Consider the following 21,179-nt stretch of genomic DNA (forward strand, 5'->3'; position numbering starts at 1 on the left):
GGCTTTAGAGTCGTGGCTCTAAACGACCGTTTGCCGGATGGAACAACACGAGGATAGCACAATGAATGTCATGCCGATGATGCCTGACACCGAAGCAAACTTACAGCAGGGCTATGCAGCACTGCGTACTGCTGCCGAGCGCGAGCGCTTTCCTGGTCTGGCCCGTCGTCAGGGCTGGCTGGATGCACTGGAACAGCTGATCCAGCAAAATCGTCCGGCGCTGATTGCCGCCGTCAATGCCGATTTCGGCCAGCGCAGCAGTGTGGAAACCCAGTTGGGGGAGTTGTTTCCCAGCCTGGAGGAGCTACGCCGTGCGCGGCGCAAGCTGGCTGGCTGGATGCAGCCGCAGCGGCGGCCGGTTTCCATTTGGTTCCGTCCCGCGCGCAATCGGCTGTTGCCGCAACCATTAGGCGTGGTGGGCATTGTCGTACCGTGGAACTACCCGCTGTTTCTGGCGCTGGGGCCGCTGGTTGGTGCGTTGGCAGCTGGCAACCGGGTGATGATCAAGATGTCTGAACTGAGCCCGGCTACCGGCCAGCTGCTGGCCGAGCTGGTGGCACGCTATTTCGAGCCTGGTTTGGTTTGTGTGCTCAATGGCGGCCCTGAGCTGTCGCAGGCCTTTACCCGTCTGCCATTCGACCACCTGCTGTTTACCGGCTCCACCGCCGTGGGGCGGCATGTAATGCGCGCCGCTGCGGACAATCTGACGCCGGTGACGCTGGAGCTGGGTGGCAAGTCGCCGGCCATTGTGGCGCGCGATGCGGACTTTGCCTATGCCGCAGAATCCATTGTGGCCGGCAAGATGTTTAATGCAGGCCAGACCTGCGTGGCGCCGGACTATGTGCTGGTCAATGCCAAGGATCGCGATCGTCTGCTGGCCATGCTGGACGCCGCCGCCACCCGGGCCTACCCCACGCTGGCGCATAACCCTGACTACAGCAGCATCATTCACCCGCGCCATTACCAACGTCTGCGGCAATGGCTGGCTGAGGCCGCTGCCGCCGGTGCCAGAATCTGCCAGATTAATCCGGCTGGGGAGGACTTGCAGGCCGTGCGCAAGATCCCGCTGACCCTGGTACTGGATTGCCCGCCGCACTGCGCGCTGATGCAGGAGGAAATATTCGGTCCCATCCTGCCGGTAATCAACTACGACCGTTTCGACGATGCTATTGCCCATATCAATGCCAGACCACGGCCACTGGCGCTGTATTTGTTTGACCGCGACCCGGTGCGCATCGACAAGGTACTGCAGCAGACCATCTCCGGCGGGGTGTGCATCAACGAAACCGTATTGCACGTGGTGCAGGATGCCATGCCCTTTGGCGGCGTCGGGGCTTCGGGCATGGGCCATTACCATGGCTACGAAGGCTTTCTCACTTTTTCCAAGCTCAAGCCGGTATTTGCACAAAGCCGCTGGGCTGGCACCTGGCTGACCCGCCCCCCTTATGGGCGTGCAGTGCAATGGCTGCTGCGACTGATGCTGAGGGGGTGAAATGATCAATATCAATCGACGACAACTGATCAAGACCGGCATGGCCGGCAGTGTGGTCTTGCTGGCCGCAGCCTGGCTGGCAGCGCCTATGGATGACTATCCCGTGCCGGAAGCCGGCATGCGGCTGGGTTTCCTGCAAGCGGCTGATGGGCAGATCATTCGCAGCATTGCGCCGGTGATGCTGGGTATTGCTGGCTTGCCACTGGATGAAGTGGTGCAAGGGGTGGACCGCGCTATCGGTGCGCTGATGCCAGCCGTGCAGCAGGAGTTGCGCCAGCTGTTTGATTTGCTGGCCAACCGCTGGGCACGCTGGTGGCTGGCTGGCGTACGCAGCCCATGGGCCATGGCGCAGGCGGGGGAACTCAGCCGATTTCTGCAGCGTTGGCAAAACAGTTCCTTGCTGTTGCTGCGCTCGGCGTATCAGGCCTTGCATGCGCTCATCAATGCAGCCTGGTTTGGCAACCCGGCCAGCTGGGGGGCGCTGGGCTATCAACAACCGCCACACATCATGAGCTTGCTGCCATGAGCCAGAACATGACCTTGCCAGACCCGATTGCCCAGGGCGTGGCTGCTGGCTGGCGCGTGCGGGATGGTGCCGCCCAGGAGCAAGACCTGCACATGCACTGCGATGTGCTCATCATTGGCACCGGAGCCGGGGGTGGCATGACGGCGGAGGTACTGGCCAGCGCCGGGCTGGATGTGCTGATGGTGGAGGAAGGCGCTTTGCGCACATCGCGAGACTTCCGCCTGCTGGAAGCCAAGGCTTATCCGGAGCTGTACCAGGAAGCGGCCAGTCGCAAGACGGCAGACAAGGCCATCACGATTTTGCAGGGGCGCACGGTGGGCGGCAGCACCACCGTCAACTGGACCAGCGCCTTTCGCACCCCGCCAGATACCCTGGCCTGGTGGGGCGAGCGTTATGGCCTGCACGGCCTTGACCAGCAGAGCATGGCACCATGGTTTGACATGGCTGAACAGCGGCTGGGTATTAGCGACTGGCTGACAGATCCCAATCCCAACAATACCGTGTTGGAGCAAGGCTGCCAGGCGCTGGGGCTCAGGCATGGCCGTATCCGGCGCAATGTGCGTGGCTGCTGGAATCTGGGGTATTGCGGCATGGGGTGTGCCACCAATGCCAAGCAGTCCATGTTGGTCACGACCATTCCGGGTGCGCTGGCACATAAGGCTGGCTTGTTGACCCGTGCGCGGGTGGAGCGCTTGCTGCTGGCGGCGGATGGCAAGTCGGTGCAGGGGGCTGCTGGCAGCTTGCTGAAGGCGGATGATCACAGCCCCAGCACGCGCCAGTTCACGATCAAGGCCCGGCATGTGGTGCTGGCTGCCGGGGCAATAGGCACGCCAGCCATCCTGCTGCGCAGCGGCCTGGGGGATGCGCATGTGGGCAAGCGTACTTTTCTGCATCCGGTCAGCCTTTGTGGGGCCATCATGCCGCAGCGCATCGAGCCGTACAATGGTGCGCCGCAGACGGTGTATTCCGACCACTTCATGCATACCCAGCCACTGGATGGCCCGCTGGGTTACAAGCTGGAAGTACCGCCGGTCCATCCTTTGCTGATGGGGGTGACACTGCCTGGTTTTGGTCCGCACATGGCTATGCTGATGCAGCAGCTGCCCAATCTGCACGTAACACTGGCCTTGCTGCGGGATGGTTTTCATCCTGATAGCCAGGGCGGGCAGGTGCGCTTGCGCAGCGATGGCTCGCCGGAGCTGGATTACCCCCTGAATGACGTGCTGTGGGATGGCGTGCGGCGCAGCTGGCTGACCATGGCCGAACTGCAGTTTGCCGCCGGTGCGCGTCAGGTGCAGGTAATTCATGAGCAGGCACCATTGCAGTCCAGCTGGAAGGCCGCCCGCGAGCTGATAGGCCAGCTGGCACTCAAGCCCTTGCTGGCCCGGCTGGTCAGCGCGCATGTAATGGGCGGTGCTGCCATGAGCAGCCGTCCCGAAGACGGTGTGGTGGATGAGTATGGCCGCCACTGGACGCTGCGCAACCTTAGCGTGATTGATGGTTCGGTGTTTCCCACCAGCGTGGGTGCCAACCCGCAGCTATCCATCTATGCATTTGCCCTGCGTGCGGCACACCAGTTGCGCGAGGCATTGAAGACATGAAAAGCTAGAGCAAAAGCCCGAAAATGCTGAATATCCGGCATTTTTGGGCTTTGTCTTGTTGTAAATCCCACTTTGCTGCGGTTTGACTGACCAAGCGCAACAACAGTCAGTACAGTTGCAATATACTGAAGTCATTATTGATGAATGAGTGTTCATTACTTCAATGGCATTTTCAGGCAAGTTTTTCCCCTTGTGGCTGGGTCTTGTCGTCCTGGGCAACCCGGTATTGGCTGAATCACTGCAGCAGGCCTGGCAGCAGGCGGAGCAGGCCAGCAACAGCCTGCGCGCTGAAGCCCGCAAAGTAGCAGGGGCGCGGCAGCAGGAGGCCGCCAGCCATGCCGCCGCCGGCCCGGCGCTTACGGTTGATGCCGGCGTCAGCCAGCTGGACAGCACCCCGACAGCGCGGCTGGATATCAGCCCGCTCAGCCAGGGGCTGGGTGCGCTGGGCGCACATCTGCCTGCTACCGTGGATGCGCCGCTGAGCAATCGGGATGTGCGCTACGCCAATGCCCGTCTCAGCCTGCCGCTGTATACCGGAGGCCGGCTTGCCGCCATGCAGCAGGCCGCCGCCGCCGCCACCAGCGCCAGCCAGTATGCCGAGGAGCAGGCCAGGCAAACGCTGCGCCTGCAAGTGGCCGAAGCCTATTTCAATGTGCTGCGCGCGCGCCATGCCGCCAGTGTGGCCGGTCAGTATCTGCAAAGCCTGCAGTCCTACCAGCGCGATGTGAACAATTTCTTCCGCAAGGGGGTGGTGGCGCGTGGCGATGTGTTGGGGGCAGAACTGGCGGTTGCCGATGCGCAGCAAAAGCAAATTTCGGCCCGGCAGGCCGAAAGCCTCAGCCAATCCGCCTATAACCGCCTGCTTGGGCGTGACTTCAGGCAGCCAGCCCAGCCGGATGAACTCAGCCTGCCCGGAGACAAGCGCAGCCTGAGCGAGCTGCAGAACCGCGCCTTGCAGAAGCGACCTGAGCTGGCCGGTCTGGCCGAGTGGTCTGCATCCTTGCAGGCCAGTGCGCGTAGCCTGCGGGCAGAAAGCCAGCCCCAGGTCGGAGTGTATGCCGGCTATAGCTATCTGAACAATCCCTATCTGGTGAACAAGGGAGTGGGCTCGGTGGGCTTGGGGGTTAGTTGGACGGTATTCGACAGCGGCCTGATTCGCGCCCGTGCCGGTAGCGCCAGCGAGCAGGCCATGGCGGTTGAAGACCAGCTGCGCGAGGTGCAATCGCTGATTGCCCTGGAGGTGGAGCGTGCCAGCAGCCAGCAGATCGAGGCGGCTGAGCGCATCAAGGTGGCACAGGCGGCCTTGCTGTCGGCTGACGAATTCCTGGCCATTCAGCGCGACCGCTATCGCAATGGCCTGGCCAATCAGACCGAGGTGCTGGCAGCAGAGGCACGCCGCGCCGATGGTCAGCGTAATCTTTTTAATGCCCGTTACGACCATGCGCTGGCGGTGGTCGGTCTGCAGCGGGCCATCGGTGAGCTGTAACATGAAACAAGGCAAACTACTGATTGTGGGCGTGGTGCTGGCATTGGGTGCCGCACTGGGCTATGGCATCTGGCAGTCGCGGGATCGCGGCCTGCCGGACGGGTTGATTCAGGCCAATGGCCGGCTGGAAGGTGACAGCGTGCTGGTGGCGGCCAAGTACCCGGGGCGGCTGGACACGGTAAAAGTGCATGAGGGCGATATGGTCAGCAGTGGCCAGTTGCTGGCCACACTGGCTTCGGATGAAGCCAGCGCCCGTTTGCGCGCCGCCCGTGCGGCATTGGCGGCGGCACAGGCACAGCAGCAGCGCGCTACCGCCGCCGCGCACCAGGCCGATAAGGACGCAGCCCGCTTTGCCGATTTGCTGGCGCGCGGCTCGGTAGACCGCATGCATGCCGAGCAGATGCAATTGGCCGCAGTGAGCGCCCGCAGCCAGAACCTGCAGGCGGCAGAGCAAATCCATCAGGCCGAAGCTGCAGTGGCCGAAGCCAGTGCCGTATTGCAGGAGTTGCAACTGAAAGCGCCTTCTGGCGGCATGGTCAGCAATCGCCTGCGCGAACCGGGTGAAATGCTGGCCGCTGGCGGTGCGGTGGTTGAAATCATTGATCTGAACCACCTCTATCTCAAGGTGTATGTCCCCGAAAACCAGATCGGCAAGATCCGCCTTGGCCTGCCGGCGCAAATCAGCACCGATGCCTTCCCGCAGCATCCGTTTGCCGCCACGGTCAGCCATATCGCCGCCCGCGCCGAATTTACGCCCAAGGAAGTGCAAACCCCGGACGAGCGGGTAAAACTGGTCTATGCCGTCAAGCTGACACTCAGCAGCAACCCTGATTTGCGCCTCACTCCCGGCTTGCCAGCCGATGCCGTCATCCGCTGGAAGCCAGGTGTAGCCTGGCAGGCTCCGCGCTGGTAGCCATGGACGACATCCTCATCAAGGCTAGCGGTTTTGGCAAACGCTATGCCGGCCATGTTGCCGTGGATACCCTCGACATGGTGGTGCGCCGTGGCGAGCTGTACGGGCTGATCGGCCCGGATGGCGCTGGCAAATCCAGCCTGATGAAGGCGGTGGCCGGGGTGTTGTCCTACGAGCAGGGCGCGCTGGAAGTATTTGGCCAGTTGCTGGACAGCGAACGCAGTGCCGAAGCCATCAAGGACCGTATCGGCCTGATGCCGCAGGGCCTGGGGCAGAATCTGTATGGCGATCTGTCCATCGAGGAAAATGTCGATTTCTTCGCCCGGCTGCGACTGGTGCCGCGTGATGTGGCCGCAGCGCGCAAGGAACAACTGCTGGCCATCACCCGGCTGGCGGCGTTTCGCCAGCGCCCGATGAAACAACTGTCCGGCGGCATGAAACAGAAGCTGGGCCTGGTGTGTACGCTGATTCACGCGCCACAGCTGATCATTCTGGACGAACCCACCACCGGGGTGGATCCGGTATCGCGCCGCGACTTCTGGGCCATTCTGGCCGAACTGATTGCCGGGCAGGGGCTGACCGCGCTGGTGTCCACCGCCTATATGGATGAGGCCAGCCGCTTCAACCGCATGAGCCTGCTGCATCAGGGCCGCAAGCTGGCCGAGGGAACGCCAGCGGAAATCCTGCAGCAAGCACCGGGCAGTATCGTGCAATGCCGGGTGGCGCCGCAGCTAACCGCCATGCAGCGGCTGGCTGCCGCCTGGCCGCAGTGCGAGGCCATGGGGCCGGATATTCGCCTGTTTGTACCAGAACCGGACACAAATGCCGCCCGGCAGCAGGTGACCGCCTTGCTGGATGGGCTGGAGTGCCAGCAACTGGATGTGCTGGAGCCGGAGCTGGAAGATGTCTTTGTCGCCATGCTGGGTGGCCAGCAGGGTGGCGGCACGGCCGCACAAACCCTGAGTGCACAGCAGCAGGTGCCGCCAGCCGGGCAGGAGCTGGCGATAGAGGCCAGCGGGCTGGGCAAGCGCTTTGGTGATTTTGTCGCAGTGGGTGATGTCAGCTTTCAGGTGCGGCAGGGTGAAATCTTTGGGCTGTTGGGGGCCAATGGTGCCGGTAAAACCACGGCCATCAAGATGCTGACCGGCATTCTGCCGCCCACCAGCGGCAGTGGCCGGGTGGCTGGGGCGGACATGAAGCAGGCCGGGGCGCTGATCAAGTCGCGCATCGGCTATATGTCGCAGGCTTTTTCCTTGTATCTGGATTTGACGGTGGTGGAAAACATCCGCCTGTATGCCGGTATTTATGGCCTGGACCGCAAAGCCCGCGCTGTGCGCCTGCAATGGATTCTGGATATGGCCGGCCTGCATGGTCACGAAAACGATCTGGCTGCCGCCCTGCCCATGGGCTTGCGTCAGCGGCTGGCGCTGGGGTGCGCGCTGGTGCATCAGCCACGGGTGCTGTTTCTGGACGAGCCCACCAGCGGCGTTGATCCCATTGGCCGACGCGCCTTCTGGGATATTCTGTTCCGCCTGTCGCGGCAGGATGGCGTGGCCATGCTGGTCACCACGCACTATATGAGCGAGGCCGAGCATTGCGACCATCTGGCGCTGATGTTTGCGGGCCGGGTGGTGGCAGATGCCTCGCCGCAGCAGATGAAGCAACAGGTGCTGGCCGAGGCCGGGCAGGTGTATCAGGTGCGTGCCGACAATGCCGCCGCGCTGGTAGCGCCGCTACGCGAGGCTGGCTTTGCCAATGTATCGCCCTATGGCACGGCTTTGCATGTGCTGACTCCAGACCTTGCACGACTGGCGGAGGTGTTGCGCGGCCTGGGTGTGCAGCGGCCGCCGCAAGCGCGCCCCATCGCCATGGAGGATGTCTTTGTGCAGCGCGTCAGCCAGCTGGAAGCACAAAAGAGCGCGGCGGGGAGCAAGCCATGAATCTACAGCGTGTGTTGGCCATTGCTGGCAAGGAATGGCGTGAAATCGTGCGCGACCGGCTATTTTTTTCACTGGCCTTTGTGGTGCCAGCGCTGTTGATGCTGCTGTTCGGCTATGGCCTGTCGCTGGATGTGGAAAATATCCCGTTTGCGGTGGTGGATCACGACCGCAGCGCTGCCAGTCGTGACTATGCCTACCGTTTTATCGACTCGCGCTATTTTCAGTTTCGCGGTTATGCCGGTGATGAGCGTGATGCCGGTGCACTGATAGGCTCTGGCGCGGTGCGGGTGGTGCTGGTGATTCCGCCGCAGTTTGGCAAGACGCTGGCACAGGGCCGCCCGGCTGCCATCCAGACCCTGGTGGACGGCAGCTTTCCCAGCCGCGCCATGACCACCAAGGGCTATGTCACCGCCATCAATGCCGCCTTCAGCCTGGCGGCGGTGGCGCAGGCGGTGTCGCATGCGACAGGATTATCACAGCAAGCTGCGCTGGCACAGCTGACCCCCATCGCGCTGGAATCGCGCTATCTGTACAACCAGAGCGTGTCCAGTATCTGGTCGCTGGCACCCAAGCTGATCATGGTCATCCTGATGCTGTCGCCACCCTTCCTTACCGCACTGGGGGTGGTGCGGGAAAAAGAGAATGGCTCCATCTTCAATATCTACGCCTCCAATGTCAGTCGTGGCGAGTTTCTGGTGGGTAAGCTGGCGCCGTATGTGGCCATTTCCAGCGTCAACATCCTGTTGCTGTGGCTGCTGGCTGTGCTGCTGTATCAGGTGCCGTTCAAGGGCAGCCTGCTGTTTTTCCTGCCTGCCACGCTGGTGTATGTGCTGTGCACCACCGGCATCGGCTTGTTGGTGTCGGTGCTGGTGCGCACCCAGGTGGCGGCGATGATTGTCACCATGGTGGTCACCATGATTCCGGCGGTGCTGTATTCCGGGCTGATCATCCCCATTGTGTCGCTGGGGGCCGGGGCGCACGTGGTGGCGCAACTGATGCCCGCCATGTATTACACCGACATTGTGGTGGGCTGTTTCCTCAAGGGCGTGGGCTTGATGTCGCTGTGGCAACCGCTGGCCATTCTGGCTGCTTATGCCTGCCTGCTGTTTGCCATTGGTTATCGACTATTCAGCAAGAGGCCAAGCACATGAAAGCAGAATGGCAACTGGCCTGGCGGCGCTTTGTCGTCATGCTGGTGAAAGAGTTGAAGCAGCTGGGCCGCGACCGGGTATTGCTGGCCTTCATCGTGTATGCCTTTAGCGCCGATATTTTTCTGGCGGCCTCCGGGGTGTCGCTGTCGCTCAACCATGCGGCCACGCTGGTGCAGGACATGGACCACAGCCCGCAATCGCGCGAACTGTTATCGCGCTTTCAGTCGCCTTACTTCCGCATGGATGGCGCAGTGGGGCAGGATGCCGCCGCGCTGGCGGCGCTGGATCAGGGCCGCGCCATGCTGGTGTTGTCGGTGCCGCCGCAATTTGGCAAGCAGCTGGCCACCGGTCAGCCCACTAGCATCGCCATGCAGGTGGATACCACCAACTCGGTACTGGGCTTTCTGGCCACCAGTCACGCGCAGCAGATTGTCAGCCAGTACGGGCTGGAGTCGGCCATGCAGCGGCTGGGCATGGGGGCGAATACGGCCCGTGACTTACCGCAAGTGCAAAACGACATTCGCGTTTGGTACAACCCCAATCAGGAAGACAGCTGGTTTATGGGGGTAGCGGAAATGCTCAATATCGCCACCGTGTTTGCCGTGCTGCTGCCGGCTGCCGCCATGGTGCGCGAGAAGGAGCGCGGTACGGTGGAGCAACTGATCGTGTCGCCTTTGTCACCGTTTGGCATCCTGTTTCCCAAAGTGGTGTCGATGACCGGGGTGATCCTGTGCGGCGTGGCGCTCAGCCTGTTTCTGGTGTTGATTCCGGTATTTGCCATTCCGGTAAAGGGCAGCCTGCTGCTGTTTTTTGCCCTGTCCGGCCTGTATGTATTCACCACGGCAGGATTGGGGCTGTTTGCTGCCACCATTGCGCGCAATCTGGCACAGGCGGGCATGTTGTCCATCCTGATTCTGGCACCGATGTTGTTTCTGTCCGGTGCCTGGACCCCGCCCGAAGCCATGCCGCAGTGGCTGCGCGGGCTGATGTATGCCTCACCGCTGCATTACTACCTGGATATTGCCTTCGGGATTTTGCTCAAGGGGCAGGGGCTGGCTGATTTGCAGCCAGCTATTCTGGGTATGAGCGGCATTGGTGTGCTGGTGTTCGGGGCGGGTTTGCTGCTGTTTCGGCGTCAGTTTGATTAAGCCTGACTGGCGGCGCGAGATGCAACAAGGCCGTTTCCATGCGGAAACGGCCTTGTGTCTGACCCCGTTGGCATTCAGCCCGCGTGGCGGGCCTGCAGTTGCTGGAAGGCGGCCATGAAGTCCGGCTGCACATAAGGCTTGAGCAGCGCCATCACCTGGCGCACACCACGGTGGCCGGAGGCCTCGGTAATCGGCGACTTGGGGCGGGAGGTCTGCTCGAAGGCAAACCAGAACTTCACCACCAGCCAGATATTGATGCTGACGGCCTCGATGTCCTCTTCGTCCATTTTCAGCAGGCCCAGGCGGATGAATTCGCGAAAGTGCTCGCCCAGAATGCCTTTCAGTTCGGTGTTGACGAACTGATGGTATTCCGACTGGAGTTGCGGGCTGCGTGCCAGCATGCCCGGCAGGTCGTAGAACATGAAGCGAAACTGCCACATCGCCAGAAAGGCGGTGTCCAGGTAGTTGACCAGGTCGGCTACCGTCATGTCGCGCGCTTCCGGTACCGCCAGACGTTCATTGATGAAATCGCGGTACATCAGGAAGATCTGGTAGACGATTTCTTCCTTGTTGCGGAAGTGGTAGTACAGATTGCCCGGGCTGATGCCCAGATGCGCCGCAATGTGGTTGGTGGTGATATTGCGCTCGCCCTGTTCGTTGAACAGTTTCAGGCTTTCCAGAATGATGCGGTCGTAGGTCTTGATGCGGGGTTTGCTCATGAGGCACCGAAGCAATGGGGCAAGCGCGGATTATAACCGCTGTTTGGAGTTGAAGCTCTAATTATTTGGGGCAACTCAGGCCGGGTCTGCTGCTGGCGGCTCCGGATAACAGGTGGCCAGAAACTGATAGATGATGGCCTGCTCGATGCGCTGCCGCTCCTTGGCCGGGATGGCAATGCGCAGAATCAATTGGTAGCGCTTTTCGTCCACCGCCTGCATGCCGATGCGTGGTTCCACCGATGGTGTGTCCACCAGATAGTGCTTGGCCATATGTACCATGTGAATGCGGGCCGCTTCCACATGCATGGCGCAATGCTCTTCTGCCGCCTGCAGCAGCAGACGCTGCGCCCGCGCCGGCGGGATGGCGTAGGCCACGGGGAGGTTGATGATGTGCATCACATAGTCCCCCATGTAGTTTTCCCGGATCACCGCATTGGACAGCAGCAAGCTGTTGGGAAAGGTGAGGGCGCGCCCGGTCATCTGGTGGGCATTGTGCTGCGGGCCAATCTCCATCACCGTGGTGGACAGCAGGCCGATATCCACCACCCGGCCACGGATATTGCCCACTTCGATATGGTCGCCCAGGCTGTAGCTATTGGATGCCTGGCGCACCACAAAACCCGATACGCACAGGATCAGCTCCTTGGTGGCCAAAATCAGTGCGGCGGCAAAGGCCAGCATGGAGACGGCAATGGTTTGCAGTTCTTCGGCCCAGATCATGCCGATGCCGGCCAGACCGGTGACAAACAGGAAATTGCGGGTGGAAACCGACCAGCGGCGGCGTACCTCTACCGGCACGCTGACATTGCTGGCCAGTATCCGGCCCACCACCACGCGAATCAGCACCAGCACCGCCACCAGCACCAGCGAACGCACGATTTCGTGCGCATAGTCGCTGCGCAGCTGGTAGAGCAGGTGGATCAGGTCTGACATGGCGTTATCCGGCTCAGTCGTTCAGCTTGACGGCGTGTTCACGGGTTTCGTGGAACACGATGTCCGGCCAGCGTTCCTGCGTCAGTTGCAGGTTGACGCGGTTGGGGGCCAGGTAAGCCAGGTTGCCGCCCGCATCGGTGGCAATATTCATCTGCAAGGTCTTGATGAATTCATCCAGCTTTTTGCGGTCATCGCAGGTAAACCAGCGCGCCGACCAGATGCTGGCCGATTCAAACACGGCATCCACGCTGTACTCGGCAGCCAGGCGGCTGGCCACTACTTCGTACTGCAGCACGCCCACGGCACCCAGAATCAGGTCGCCGCCGCTGTGTGGCTTGAACACTTGTACCGCGCCTTCTTCACCCAGCTGTTGCAGGCCCTTTTGCAGCTGCTTGAGTTTCAGCGGGTTCTTGATGCGTACCGAACGGAACAGCTCTGGTGCAAAGAAGGGAATGCCGGTAAAGGCCAGCTCTTCGCCCGAGGAAAAACTGTCGCCAATCTGGATATTGCCGTGGTTGGGAATGCCGATGATGTCACCGGCAAAGGCTTCTTCCACGATTTCGCGGTCGTGCGACATAAAGGTCACCACGCTGGATGCCGATATTTCACGGTTCAGGCGCAGATGCTTCATCTTCATGCCACGCTCAAACTGGCCGGAACACACGCGCAAGAAGGCAATGCGGTCGCGGTGCTTGGGGTCCATATTGGCCTGGATCTTGAACACAAAGCCAGAGAACTTGCCTTCGGTGGGGCTGACCATGCGCACGGTGGCGTCACGGTCTTGCGGGGCCGGGGCCCAGTTGATCAGCGCATCCAGAATTTCGCGCACGCCAAAGTTGTTGATGGCCGAGCCGAAGAATACCGGGGTGAGTTCACCGGCCAGGAATTCTTCCAGATTCCATTCGTTGGAAGCGCCTTTGACCAGTTCGATTTCCATGCGCAGATTGTCCATTTCCAGCGGAAACAGCTCGTCCAGGCGCGGGTTGTCGATGCCCTTGATCACTTCGATATCGCTGATCAGCTTTTCGCTACCGGCTTCAAACAGGATCACTTCGTCGTTCAGCAGGCTGTACACGCCACGGAAGGTCTTGCCCATGCCGATAGGCCAGGTGATCGGCGCGCAGCGGATCTTCAGCACGTTTTCCACTTCGTCCAGCAATTCCAGCGAATCGCGCACTTCACGGTCGTACTTGTTCATGAAGGTGACGATGGGGGTATTGCGCAGACGGCAGACATTCAGCAGCTTGATGGTTTGCTCTTCCACGCCCTTGGCGGCGTCAATCACCATCAGCGCGCTGTCCACGGCGGTGAGCACGCGGTAGGTATCTTCCGAGAAGTCCTGGTGGCCCGGTGTGTCCAGCAAGTTAACGGTATGGTCGCGGTAGTCGAACTGCATCACCGAGGATGCCACCGAAATACCACGCTGCTTTTCGATTTCCATCCAGTCCGAGGTGGCAAACTTGCCGCCCTTCTTGCCTTTTACCGTACCGGCCATCTGAATGGCACCTGAAAACAGCAACAGTTTTTCTGTCAGCGTGGTTTTACCGGCGTCAGGGTGGGAAATGATGGCGAAGGTGCGGCGATGCGCCACTTCCTCGGCAATGCGGGACAATTCTGCGGACATGGAGTAGGAACAGGCTTGACTTGGAAAGGCGGTGATTTTACAGGATAGCCGCGCACAACAAAACCTCGGGCGCTGCAAATAGTTTGCGCTGGTTTTTCTTTTTGACATCAGCAAGATAGCGCCGCTTGCTGTTTAAGGGGGCTGGCCGGGGCGGGAAAGCGGGTCGGCAGCGTGGCGTGATTTGGTTATCATCAGGGTTTCGCCGCCGCTATTGGCTGGCGGGCAGGACAGAACAGGAGCAGGCATGTTTACCGGTATCGTGCAGGGCATGGCCGAGGTGGTGGCCATCGAGGAAAAGCAGGATTTTCGTCGTCATGTAGTAAGGCTGCCGCAGGCACTGACCGGCGGTATCGAACTGGGTGCGTCCATTGCGCATAACGGCTGCTGCCTGACCGTAACCGAGGTGAAGGGCGATCTGGTGGCTTTCGACCTGATGGCCGAAACCCTGCGCCTGACCAATCTGGGCGCGTTGCAAGTGGGCGACCGGGTCAATGTGGAACGCGCGGCCAAGTTTGGCGACGAAATTGGCGGCCATGCCATGTCCGGCCACATCATGTGCCTGGCGCGGGTGGAAGAAGTCATCCGTACGCCCAATAACTGCATGGTATGGTTCAGCCTGCCGGCAGAATTTGCCCGCTATGTGTTTGCCAAGGGCTATATCGGTATTGATGGCTGCAGCCTCACCATCGGCACGGTAGAGGCTAATCGCTTCTGTGTGCACCTGATTCCGGAAACGCTGGAGCGCACCATCATCCAGTTCCGCCAGCCGGGTGATGCCATCAATATCGAAATCGACCCGCAAACCCAGGCTATTGTCGATACCGTTGAGCGGGTGTTGGCGCAGCGCCATCCGGCGACGGCCTAGTTTTGCCATGAAATTTCGGTCCGGCGGCTTGATGCCGGCCCGATTGGCTCCATGTTTTATTGAATACGCGGGCTTGCCCGCTGCGCAGGTCGACACATCGGCCTGTTGCCACAGAATTCACCGCCTATCCGGGATGCCGGGTGGTGCGAACCCGATAAAAGGATGCAGCAAATGGTTATTTCTCCGGTGCAGGACATCATTGCCGACATCAAGGCTGGCAAAATGGTGGTGCTGGCTGATGCGGAAGATCGCGAAAACGAAGGCGATCTGGTGATGGCGGCGGAATTTGTTACGCCGGAAGCCATCAACTTCATGGCCAAGCATGCGCGCGGCCTGATCTGCCTTACCCTGACCGAGCAGCGCTGCAAGCTGCTGGAGCTGCCGATGATGGCGGCCAATAACGGCACGTCTTTTGGCACCAACTTCACCGTCTCCATCGAAGCGGCTGAAGGCGTTACCACCGGCATTTCCGCTGCCGACCGAGCCAAAACCGTGCAGGCCGCCGTGGCCCGTAATGCCAAGGCCAGCGATCTGGTGCAGCCGGGCCATATCTTCCCGCTCAAGGCGCAAAACGGTGGTGTGCTGATTCGCGCCGGTCATACCGAAGCCGCCTGCGACCTGCCCATGCTGGCCGGGCTGGAGCCAGCCGGGGTGATCTGCGAAATCATGAACGATGACGGCACCATGGCGCGCATGCCGCAGCTGCTGGATTTTGCCAAGACGCACGGCCTGAAAGTGGGCACCATCGCTGACCTCATCCATTACCGCAGCCGTACCGAATCGCTGGTGGAAGAAGTGGGTCAGCGTCCAGTGGAAACGCCATTTGGCGCTTTCGATTTGCATGTATTCCGCGATGTCACCACCCGCGAAACCCATCTGGCGCTGGTCAAGGGCAAGTTGGACGAGCTCGAGGAAACCCTGGTGCGCGTGCACGAGCCGCTGTCCATCATGGACGTACTGGACCCGACTTCGCGCCCGCACTCCTGGACAGTGCCGGGTGCGCTGGAAGCCATCGACGAAGCCGGCAAGGGCGTGGTCATCCTGCTGTATCGGGATGAAACCGGGGAAGACCTGCTGCAACGTGCGCTGGGCCAGAACGTCAAGCGCTCGCCATGGGATGGCAAAACCTTTGGCGTGGGCGCGCAAATGCTCAAAACCCTGGGCGTGGGCAAGATGAAGCTGATGTCGCCGCCGCTGAACGTGCCGTCCATGGCCGGTTTCAACCTCGAAGTCACCGGTTTTTGCCAGCCGGAACACTTTCATATCGAAATCGGTTAAAATAGCCGGTTTTCCGTCATGACTCCCCCGATGGGGCCGCTTAGTCCGGCTGCTCGGGGGCTTCTCTGATTTCTGCAGTGAGGACTCACATGCTTGAAGCTATCCAGCGCATTGCTCCCGATTTCAATGGTCAAGGTCTCAAGGTCGGCATTGTTCAGGCCCGCTTTACCGAAGAAGTTTGCCATGGCTTGCGCGATGCCTGCCTGGCCGAACTGAAAACGCTGGGTGTTGCCGCCGCCGACGTGACCCTGGCCACCGTGCCGGGCGCTCTGGAAGTGCCGCTGGTACTGCAAACCATGGCCAAGAGCGGCAAGTTCGACGCCCTGGTGGCGCTGGGTGCCATCATCCGTGGCGAAACCTACCACTTCGAGCTGGTTTCCAATGAATCCGGTGCGGGTGTGACCCGTGTCGGTCTGGATTTCGACATCCCCATCGCCAATGCCATCCTTACTACCGAGAATGACGAGCAGGCCGAAGTGCGCATGCTGGAAAAAGGCCGTGACGCAGCCCGCGTTGCGGTGGAAATGGCCAATTTGCACAAAACGCTGCGCGGCTGATCCCTCCTGCGGGGATGCCGCTCACTTGCTCTTTTTAGGAAACCGATATGAAAACCGCCCGTCGCCGTGCCCGCGAATTTGCCGTTCAGGGCATTTATGAATGGGAATTGAATCCGGATCGTCCGGCTTCGCTGATTGAAAAACACCTGCGCGAAAACGAATACTTCGCCAAGGCGGATGAAGCCCTGTTTCGCGCCGTGTTGTACGGTGTGCTGAAGGATGTGTCGCTGCTGTCCGGTCAGATTCGCCCTTACTACGAGCGCAATGAAGAGGAAGTCAGCCCGGTGGAGCGTGCCGTACTGCTGATGGCCACGCTGGAACTGACCCAGCACCCGGAAACCCCGTATCCGGTCATCATTAACGAAGCCATTGAAATCACCAAAACCTTTGGTGGTACCGACGGCCACAAATTCGTCAATGGCGTGCTGGACAAGCTGGCTGCCGAAGTGCGTGCCGACGAGGTTGCCTCGCAGCGTTCGCGCCGTCAGGGCTGATGAGCTTGCGGCATGAAACTGACACCCGCTACGGCGGGTGTCAGTTTGTTGGCAAATCTCCTCTCGCTTTCTGAAAGGAAGGCGAGGCTCCCTTGCAGGGTAAGGGCGGGGGGTGGGAATAGATGAGAAGGCTGCGGAATTGACAAGTTAGTCAAAAGGCCCGGCTTCGCCGGGTCCCGCGCAAGCGCACCAACTAACTTAGTCAGCAGCCTGACACCCGCTACGGCGGGTGTTTTTACATGAAGACGCGGAGTTGCTGCGCATGAACGAATTCGACCTGATCCGCCAGTACTTCACCCGCCCGGCACCATCTGCCGTGCTGGGCGTGGGGGATGATGCCGCCATCCTGCGCCCGACGCCGGGGCAGGATTTGCATGTGTCGGTGGATATGCTGGTGGAGGGGCGGCATTTTTTTGCCGATGTCAGCCCGCAGGCACTGGGGCACAAGACGCTGGCGGTCAATCTGTCCGACATGGCCGCCATGGGTGCACGGCCGCGCTGGGCCTTTTTGTCCTTGGCACTGCCGCAGATGGACGAGGCTTGGGCGCGCGATTTCAGTCGCGGCCTGTTTGCCCTGGCCGAGCAGTATGGCGTGGAGCTGGCGGGTGGTGACACCACCCGTGGCCCGCTCACCCTCTCCATCACCATCATGGGCGAAACGCCGCAGGGGCAGGCGCTGCGACGCGATGCCGCCAAGGTGGGTGATGAGGTTTGGGTCAGTGGCGAGCTGGGGCTGGCGGCCATGGCTGTGGCCTTGCGCAATGGCCAGCTGGCAGATGCTGTGCTGAGCGATGATGTGCTGGCAGCTTGCCAGTGCAAGCTGGATTTTCCGGTGCCACGTCTCGAACTTGGGCAAGCCCTGCTTGGCGTGGCACATGCAGCTGCCGATGTGTCGGACGGCCTGCTGGCTGATCTGGGCCATATCCTGCAGGCATCGGGTGTGGCTGCGGACATCTGGGCCGACCAGCTGCCATCGCTGCCACAACTGGAGGCCGAGCGACCGCGCTGGCTGGCGTATCTGGCGGCTGGTGGTGATGATTACGAGCTGTGCTTTACTGCACCGCCGGTGGCGCGAGCTGCCGTGGAGGCTGCTGCCAAGGCTGCGGGCTGTCGCGTAACGCGCATTGGCCGCATTGTGGCGGGCGCTGGCGCAAACTTGCTGGATAAGACCGGCACAGCGATTACACTGAACAAGGCAGGTTATGACCACTTCGCATAAACAGGCTCCGGCCTTTCGCCCGGATTGGGCTTTTGTCTGTCGCCATCCGGCGCATCTGCTGGCCTTTGGCTTTGGCAGCGGGCTAGCCCGCAAAGCGCCGGGTACCTGGGGCACGCTGGTGGCTTTTCCGCTGTTTTTCCTGTTGCTGGCAGCAGGGGCCGGGCCGTGGCTAATCAGCCTGTTATGCCTGCCGCTGTTTGTGCTGGGGGTGTGGGCCTGCCAAAAGACTGGCGATGCATTGGGCGTGCACGATTATGGCGGCATCGTGTGGGACGAGGTGGTGGCCATGCTGCTGGTGCTGGCCTGGGCGCCCGCCAGCTGGGCGGGCTGGCTGCTGGCTTTTGTGCTGTTCCGGCTGTTTGATATCGTCAAGCCCTGGCCGATTGGCTGGTTTGACCGGCGGGTGCATGGTGGCTTTGGCGTGATGCTGGATGACATCATTGCTGCCGCTTTTGTCCTGCTGCTGCAGGCGCTGCTGGCTGGCTTTCTGCCGGTTTGATTGATATCCGGGCTGATTCATACAAGGAGAACTTCCATGCGCTGGGATGGCAACCGCGAAAGTGACAACGTTGAAGATCGCCGGGATGAAGACAGTGGTGGATCTTCCGGTGGTTTTAGTCTGGGCGGCGGCAGTATCGGGCTGGGGACGGTTGCCATTGGCCTGGTGGCCTGGCTGGTGTTTGGTGCCAACCCGCTGCAGGTGATTTCCGCGCTGACCGGTGGCGGTCATCAGCAAGTGCAAACGCAGCCACATCAACCCAAGGTGCATTCGGCAGAAGCAGAGCGCGAGGCCAAGCTGGTGCGGGTGGTGCTGGCGGATACCGAAGACGTGTGGGGGCAGATTTTCCAGCAGCGTGGCGGCAGTTACGAGCGGCCAAAGCTGGTGATGTTCAGCAATAGTACGCCCACCGCCTGTGGCCAGGGTGAGTCGGCGATGGGGCCGTTCTATTGTCCGGCTGATCACAAGGTGTATATCGACCTGGCCTTTTATCGCACGCTCAAGCAGCAATTGGGTGCGCCGGGCGAGTTTGCCGAGGCTTACGTGATTGCCCACGAGGTAGGTCATCACGTGCAAAACCTGCTGGGCATCTCCGGCAAGGTGGATGCGGCGCGGCGTGGCGCTTCCGAGCGCAAATCCAATGCGCTGTCGGTACGGTTGGAACTGCAAGCCGATTGTTTTGCCGGGGTGTGGGGCAGTCATGCCGACAAGGCGCGGCATATTCTGGAAACGGGCGATCTGGAAACTGCACTGAATGCAGCGGCCAAAATTGGCGACGACACTTTGCAGCGTTCTGCAGGACGGGCGGTGGTGCCGGACAGCTTTACCCATGGCAGCAGTGCGCAGCGGGTAAGCTGGTTCAAGCGTGGCTTTGATAGCGGTGATATTGCGCGGTGCGATACTTTTGCCGCAAATCCTTTGTGACCGCGCGCTGATGGCTATGCTATGCGCTTAATTGCGTTGCTGTCTGGCCTGTCCGCCCCATCGGCGGCGGCTTTGTGGTATTCTTGCGCCCCTCTTTGTTGTGACCCGTCACCCATCCGATGAAAGATCCCTGCGATCACTACACTTTTGACCTGATTGGCGGCGTACAGAAAAAGCCTGGACGCAAGCCCTTGGGTGAGCGCGCCATGACGGTGGCCGAGCGCAAGCGGCGCAGCCGCGAGCAGCGCCGCAACCGCCTGCAAGAGTTGTCGGTGACGGTGGAGCTGAGCCGCGACGCGCAAAAGTCGCTGGACAAGATGATCGAGTGGTGGGGGGTGAGCAAGAAAGAAGCCATCAACCGCGCCTTGCAGATTGCCTGTCAGTCGCAGACGGGCCGCACCGGCATGCTGTTTGGCCTGGAGCTGCCGCCAGGCGGTAAAAAAGCCCCGCGTAAACGCCAGGGCTGATTGTTTCAAGTCATCTTGTTTCAAGTCATCAAGGGCTGCTGCGGCAGCCCTTTTGCATGCTAGCCGTAGCGCTTCTTCGCCTCGATGGCCAGGCCGCTGCCAATGCTGCCAAACAGATTGCCTTCCACGTGGCGGGCATTGGGCAGTTGATCCTGCACGCAGCGGCGCAGCGCCGGTACGCCGCTGGAGCCGCCGGTAAAGAATACGGTGTCGATCTGGCTGGCGCTGATGCCGGCATCTTGCAGCAGGCGGTCTATGGTCTTGCCAATCTGCCCCAGCATGCCGGCAATGGTGTCGTTGAACTGCTCGCGCAGTAGTTCGGCATACAGGCCATCTTCTACCAGTTCCAGGCCCAGGCGGTGGCGGTCACTGCCGGACAGGGCAATCTTGGCTTCTTCCACCTGCATGGCCAGCCAGTGGCCGGCGCGTTCCTGAATCAGCTTGAACAGGCGGTCGAAGGCGCGCGGATCTTCCACGTCACGATGAATATCTTGCAGATCCATCCAGGCTTTGCGGGTGTAGGCAAAGTTGATGGTGTGCCAGGTGGCCAGGTTGAAGTACTGTGCCGAGGGCATCTCGGCATTGTTGCGCAGGCGGCTCTTGAAGCCGAACAGTGGCATTACGCCGTGCAGGCTCAGTTGTTTGTCGAAATCCGTCCCGCCGATGTGTACGCCGCCAGTGGCCAGAATGTCCTGGCGGCGGTCGTCCAGCAGGCGACGTTCCGGTGACAGGCGGACCAGCGAAAAGTCCGAGGTGCCGCCGCCGATGTCGACAATCAGCACCAGCTCTTCCCGTTCGATGGAGGATTCGTAGTCGAAGGCGGCTGCCAGCGGTTCAAACTGGAAGGAAATGTCTTTGAAACCGACCTGGCGGGCAATTTGGGCCAGGGTTTCTTCGGCCAGTGCATCAGACTTGGGACTGTCGTCAACAAAGAACACCGGGCGGCCCAGTACCACTTGTTCAAAAGGGCGGCCTGCGGCGCGGTCAGCGCGCTGCTTTAGCTCTTGAATGAACAGGGTAAGCAGATGGCGAAATGGCAGGGCGCGGCCTTGCACTTCGGTCTGGCTGTCGATCAGGCTGCTGCCCAGCAGGCTTTTCAGCGAGCGCATCAACCGGCCTTCATAGCCTTCGGTGTACTCCAGCAGCGCCTTGCGGCCAAACACCGAGTGGTCTTCCTCGTAATTGAAGAACACGACCGAGGGTAGGGTGATTTTGCCGTCTTCCAGTGGAATCAGCGTGTCAGCGCCGGGGCGTAGCCAGCCTACCGTGGAGTTTGAGGTGCCGAAGTCGATGCCGCATGCCTGCGCAGCGCTGCTTGTGTTCATGATTCCATCCCGAAAAGC

General features: G+C 60.9%; 20 protein-coding genes. 16 read left to right on the top strand and 4 right to left on the bottom strand.

The genetic code is table 11. The features are described 5' to 3' along the window. The first annotated feature begins 61 nt into the window (after positions 1-61). The 8 genes from ACODR9_RS00450 (at position 62) to ACODR9_RS00485 (ending at position 10,257) form a co-directional block, all read left to right on the top strand. The gene (locus tag ACODR9_RS00450; RefSeq protein ID WP_488807033.1) at positions 62-1,492 is read left to right on the top strand and encodes a coniferyl aldehyde dehydrogenase; all 1,431 of its coding nucleotides are present in this window, start codon (positions 62-64) and stop codon (positions 1,490-1,492) included. A gap of 1 nt (position 1,493) precedes the next feature. After that, positions 1,494-2,018, top strand: coding sequence for a hypothetical protein (locus ACODR9_RS00455; RefSeq protein ID WP_488807034.1), 525 nt, complete (start codon positions 1,494-1,496; stop codon positions 2,016-2,018). After that, positions 2,015-3,619 carry a GMC family oxidoreductase gene (locus ACODR9_RS00460; protein ID WP_488807035.1) on the top strand — a complete coding sequence of 535 codons (1,605 nt, stop codon included), beginning with the start codon at positions 2,015-2,017 and terminating at the stop codon, positions 3,617-3,619. Before ACODR9_RS00455 ends, ACODR9_RS00460 begins: the two co-directional genes overlap by 4 nt. Positions 3,620-3,782: 163 nt before the next feature. Continuing rightward, a complete protein-coding gene (locus ACODR9_RS00465; protein ID WP_488807036.1) occupies positions 3,783-5,105 on the top strand; it encodes a TolC family protein in 1,323 nt (440 codons plus the stop codon). Position 5,106: 1 nt separating this feature from the next. Beyond that, positions 5,107-6,018 carry an HlyD family secretion protein gene (locus ACODR9_RS00470; RefSeq protein WP_488807037.1) on the top strand — a complete coding sequence of 304 codons (912 nt, stop codon included), beginning with the start codon at positions 5,107-5,109 and terminating at the stop codon, positions 6,016-6,018. A gap of 2 nt (positions 6,019-6,020) precedes the next feature. Beyond that, entirely contained in the window at positions 6,021-7,958 is a 1,938-nt protein-coding gene (locus ACODR9_RS00475; RefSeq protein ID WP_488807038.1) for an ATP-binding cassette domain-containing protein, read from the top strand. Then, positions 7,955-9,109, top strand: a complete 1,155-nt coding sequence (locus tag ACODR9_RS00480; RefSeq protein ID WP_488807039.1) for an ABC transporter permease — start codon at positions 7,955-7,957, stop codon at positions 9,107-9,109. The genes ACODR9_RS00475 and ACODR9_RS00480 overlap by 4 nt, the downstream gene beginning before the upstream one ends. Continuing rightward, positions 9,106-10,257 carry an ABC transporter permease gene (locus tag ACODR9_RS00485; RefSeq protein ID WP_488807040.1) on the top strand — a complete coding sequence of 384 codons (1,152 nt, stop codon included), beginning with the start codon at positions 9,106-9,108 and terminating at the stop codon, positions 10,255-10,257. The genes ACODR9_RS00480 and ACODR9_RS00485 overlap by 4 nt, the downstream gene beginning before the upstream one ends. A 74-nt stretch (positions 10,258-10,331) precedes the next feature. Here the strand turns inward: ACODR9_RS00485 and ACODR9_RS00490 are convergent, their stop codons facing one another. The 3 genes from ACODR9_RS00490 to ACODR9_RS00500 form a co-directional block, all read right to left on the bottom strand. Next, positions 10,332-10,976: a TetR/AcrR family transcriptional regulator gene (locus ACODR9_RS00490; RefSeq protein WP_488807041.1), complete on the bottom strand. Its 645-nt coding sequence runs from the start codon at positions 10,974-10,976 to the stop codon at positions 10,332-10,334. 75 nt (positions 10,977-11,051) lie between these two features. Further along, the gene (locus tag ACODR9_RS00495) at positions 11,052-11,909 is read right to left on the bottom strand and encodes a mechanosensitive ion channel domain-containing protein (RefSeq protein ID WP_488807042.1); all 858 of its coding nucleotides are present in this window, start codon (positions 11,907-11,909) and stop codon (positions 11,052-11,054) included. Between the two features lie 13 nt (positions 11,910-11,922). Next, complete coding sequence (locus tag ACODR9_RS00500) at positions 11,923-13,533, bottom strand: peptide chain release factor 3 (RefSeq protein ID WP_488807043.1); 1,611 nt, start codon at positions 13,531-13,533, stop codon at positions 11,923-11,925. Between the two features lie 244 nt (positions 13,534-13,777). On the opposite strand from ACODR9_RS00500, the gene ACODR9_RS00505 reads away from it, so the two are divergent. From ACODR9_RS00505 to ACODR9_RS00540, 8 genes are all read left to right on the top strand, one after another. Further along, a complete protein-coding gene (locus ACODR9_RS00505) occupies positions 13,778-14,398 on the top strand; it encodes a riboflavin synthase subunit alpha (RefSeq protein WP_488807044.1) in 621 nt (206 codons plus the stop codon). A gap of 171 nt (positions 14,399-14,569) precedes the next feature. Further along, entirely contained in the window at positions 14,570-15,676 is a 1,107-nt protein-coding gene (gene ribBA, locus ACODR9_RS00510; protein ID WP_488807045.1) for a bifunctional 3,4-dihydroxy-2-butanone-4-phosphate synthase/GTP cyclohydrolase II, read from the top strand. 89 nt (positions 15,677-15,765) lie between these two features. Then, a complete protein-coding gene (ribH, locus tag ACODR9_RS00515) occupies positions 15,766-16,233 on the top strand; it encodes a 6,7-dimethyl-8-ribityllumazine synthase (RefSeq protein ID WP_045844974.1) in 468 nt (155 codons plus the stop codon). Positions 16,234-16,280: 47 nt separating this feature from the next. Beyond that, positions 16,281-16,727 (top strand): transcription antitermination factor NusB, encoded by a 447-nt coding sequence (gene nusB, locus ACODR9_RS00520; protein WP_488807046.1) that lies wholly within the window; start codon positions 16,281-16,283, stop codon positions 16,725-16,727. Positions 16,728-16,989: 262 nt separating this feature from the next. Further along, the gene (gene thiL / locus ACODR9_RS00525; protein WP_488807047.1) at positions 16,990-17,946 is read left to right on the top strand and encodes a thiamine-phosphate kinase; all 957 of its coding nucleotides are present in this window, start codon (positions 16,990-16,992) and stop codon (positions 17,944-17,946) included. Further along, positions 17,930-18,445 (top strand): phosphatidylglycerophosphatase A family protein, encoded by a 516-nt coding sequence (locus ACODR9_RS00530; RefSeq protein WP_488807048.1) that lies wholly within the window; start codon positions 17,930-17,932, stop codon positions 18,443-18,445. Before thiL ends, ACODR9_RS00530 begins: the two co-directional genes overlap by 17 nt. Positions 18,446-18,481: 36 nt before the next feature. After that, positions 18,482-19,369 carry a KPN_02809 family neutral zinc metallopeptidase gene (gene ypfJ / locus ACODR9_RS00535; RefSeq protein ID WP_488807049.1) on the top strand — a complete coding sequence of 296 codons (888 nt, stop codon included), beginning with the start codon at positions 18,482-18,484 and terminating at the stop codon, positions 19,367-19,369. A 119-nt stretch (positions 19,370-19,488) separates the two neighbouring features. After that, positions 19,489-19,836, top strand: coding sequence for a hypothetical protein (locus ACODR9_RS00540; RefSeq protein WP_159877190.1), 348 nt, complete (start codon positions 19,489-19,491; stop codon positions 19,834-19,836). Positions 19,837-19,895: 59 nt separating this feature from the next. Here the strand turns inward: ACODR9_RS00540 and ACODR9_RS00545 are convergent, their stop codons facing one another. Beyond that, positions 19,896-21,161, bottom strand: coding sequence for an Hsp70 family protein (locus ACODR9_RS00545; protein ID WP_488807050.1), 1,266 nt, complete (start codon positions 21,159-21,161; stop codon positions 19,896-19,898). Positions 21,162-21,179: the final 18 nt, after the last annotated feature.

It is taken from the genome of Aquitalea sp. FG25 (assembly GCF_057809375.1).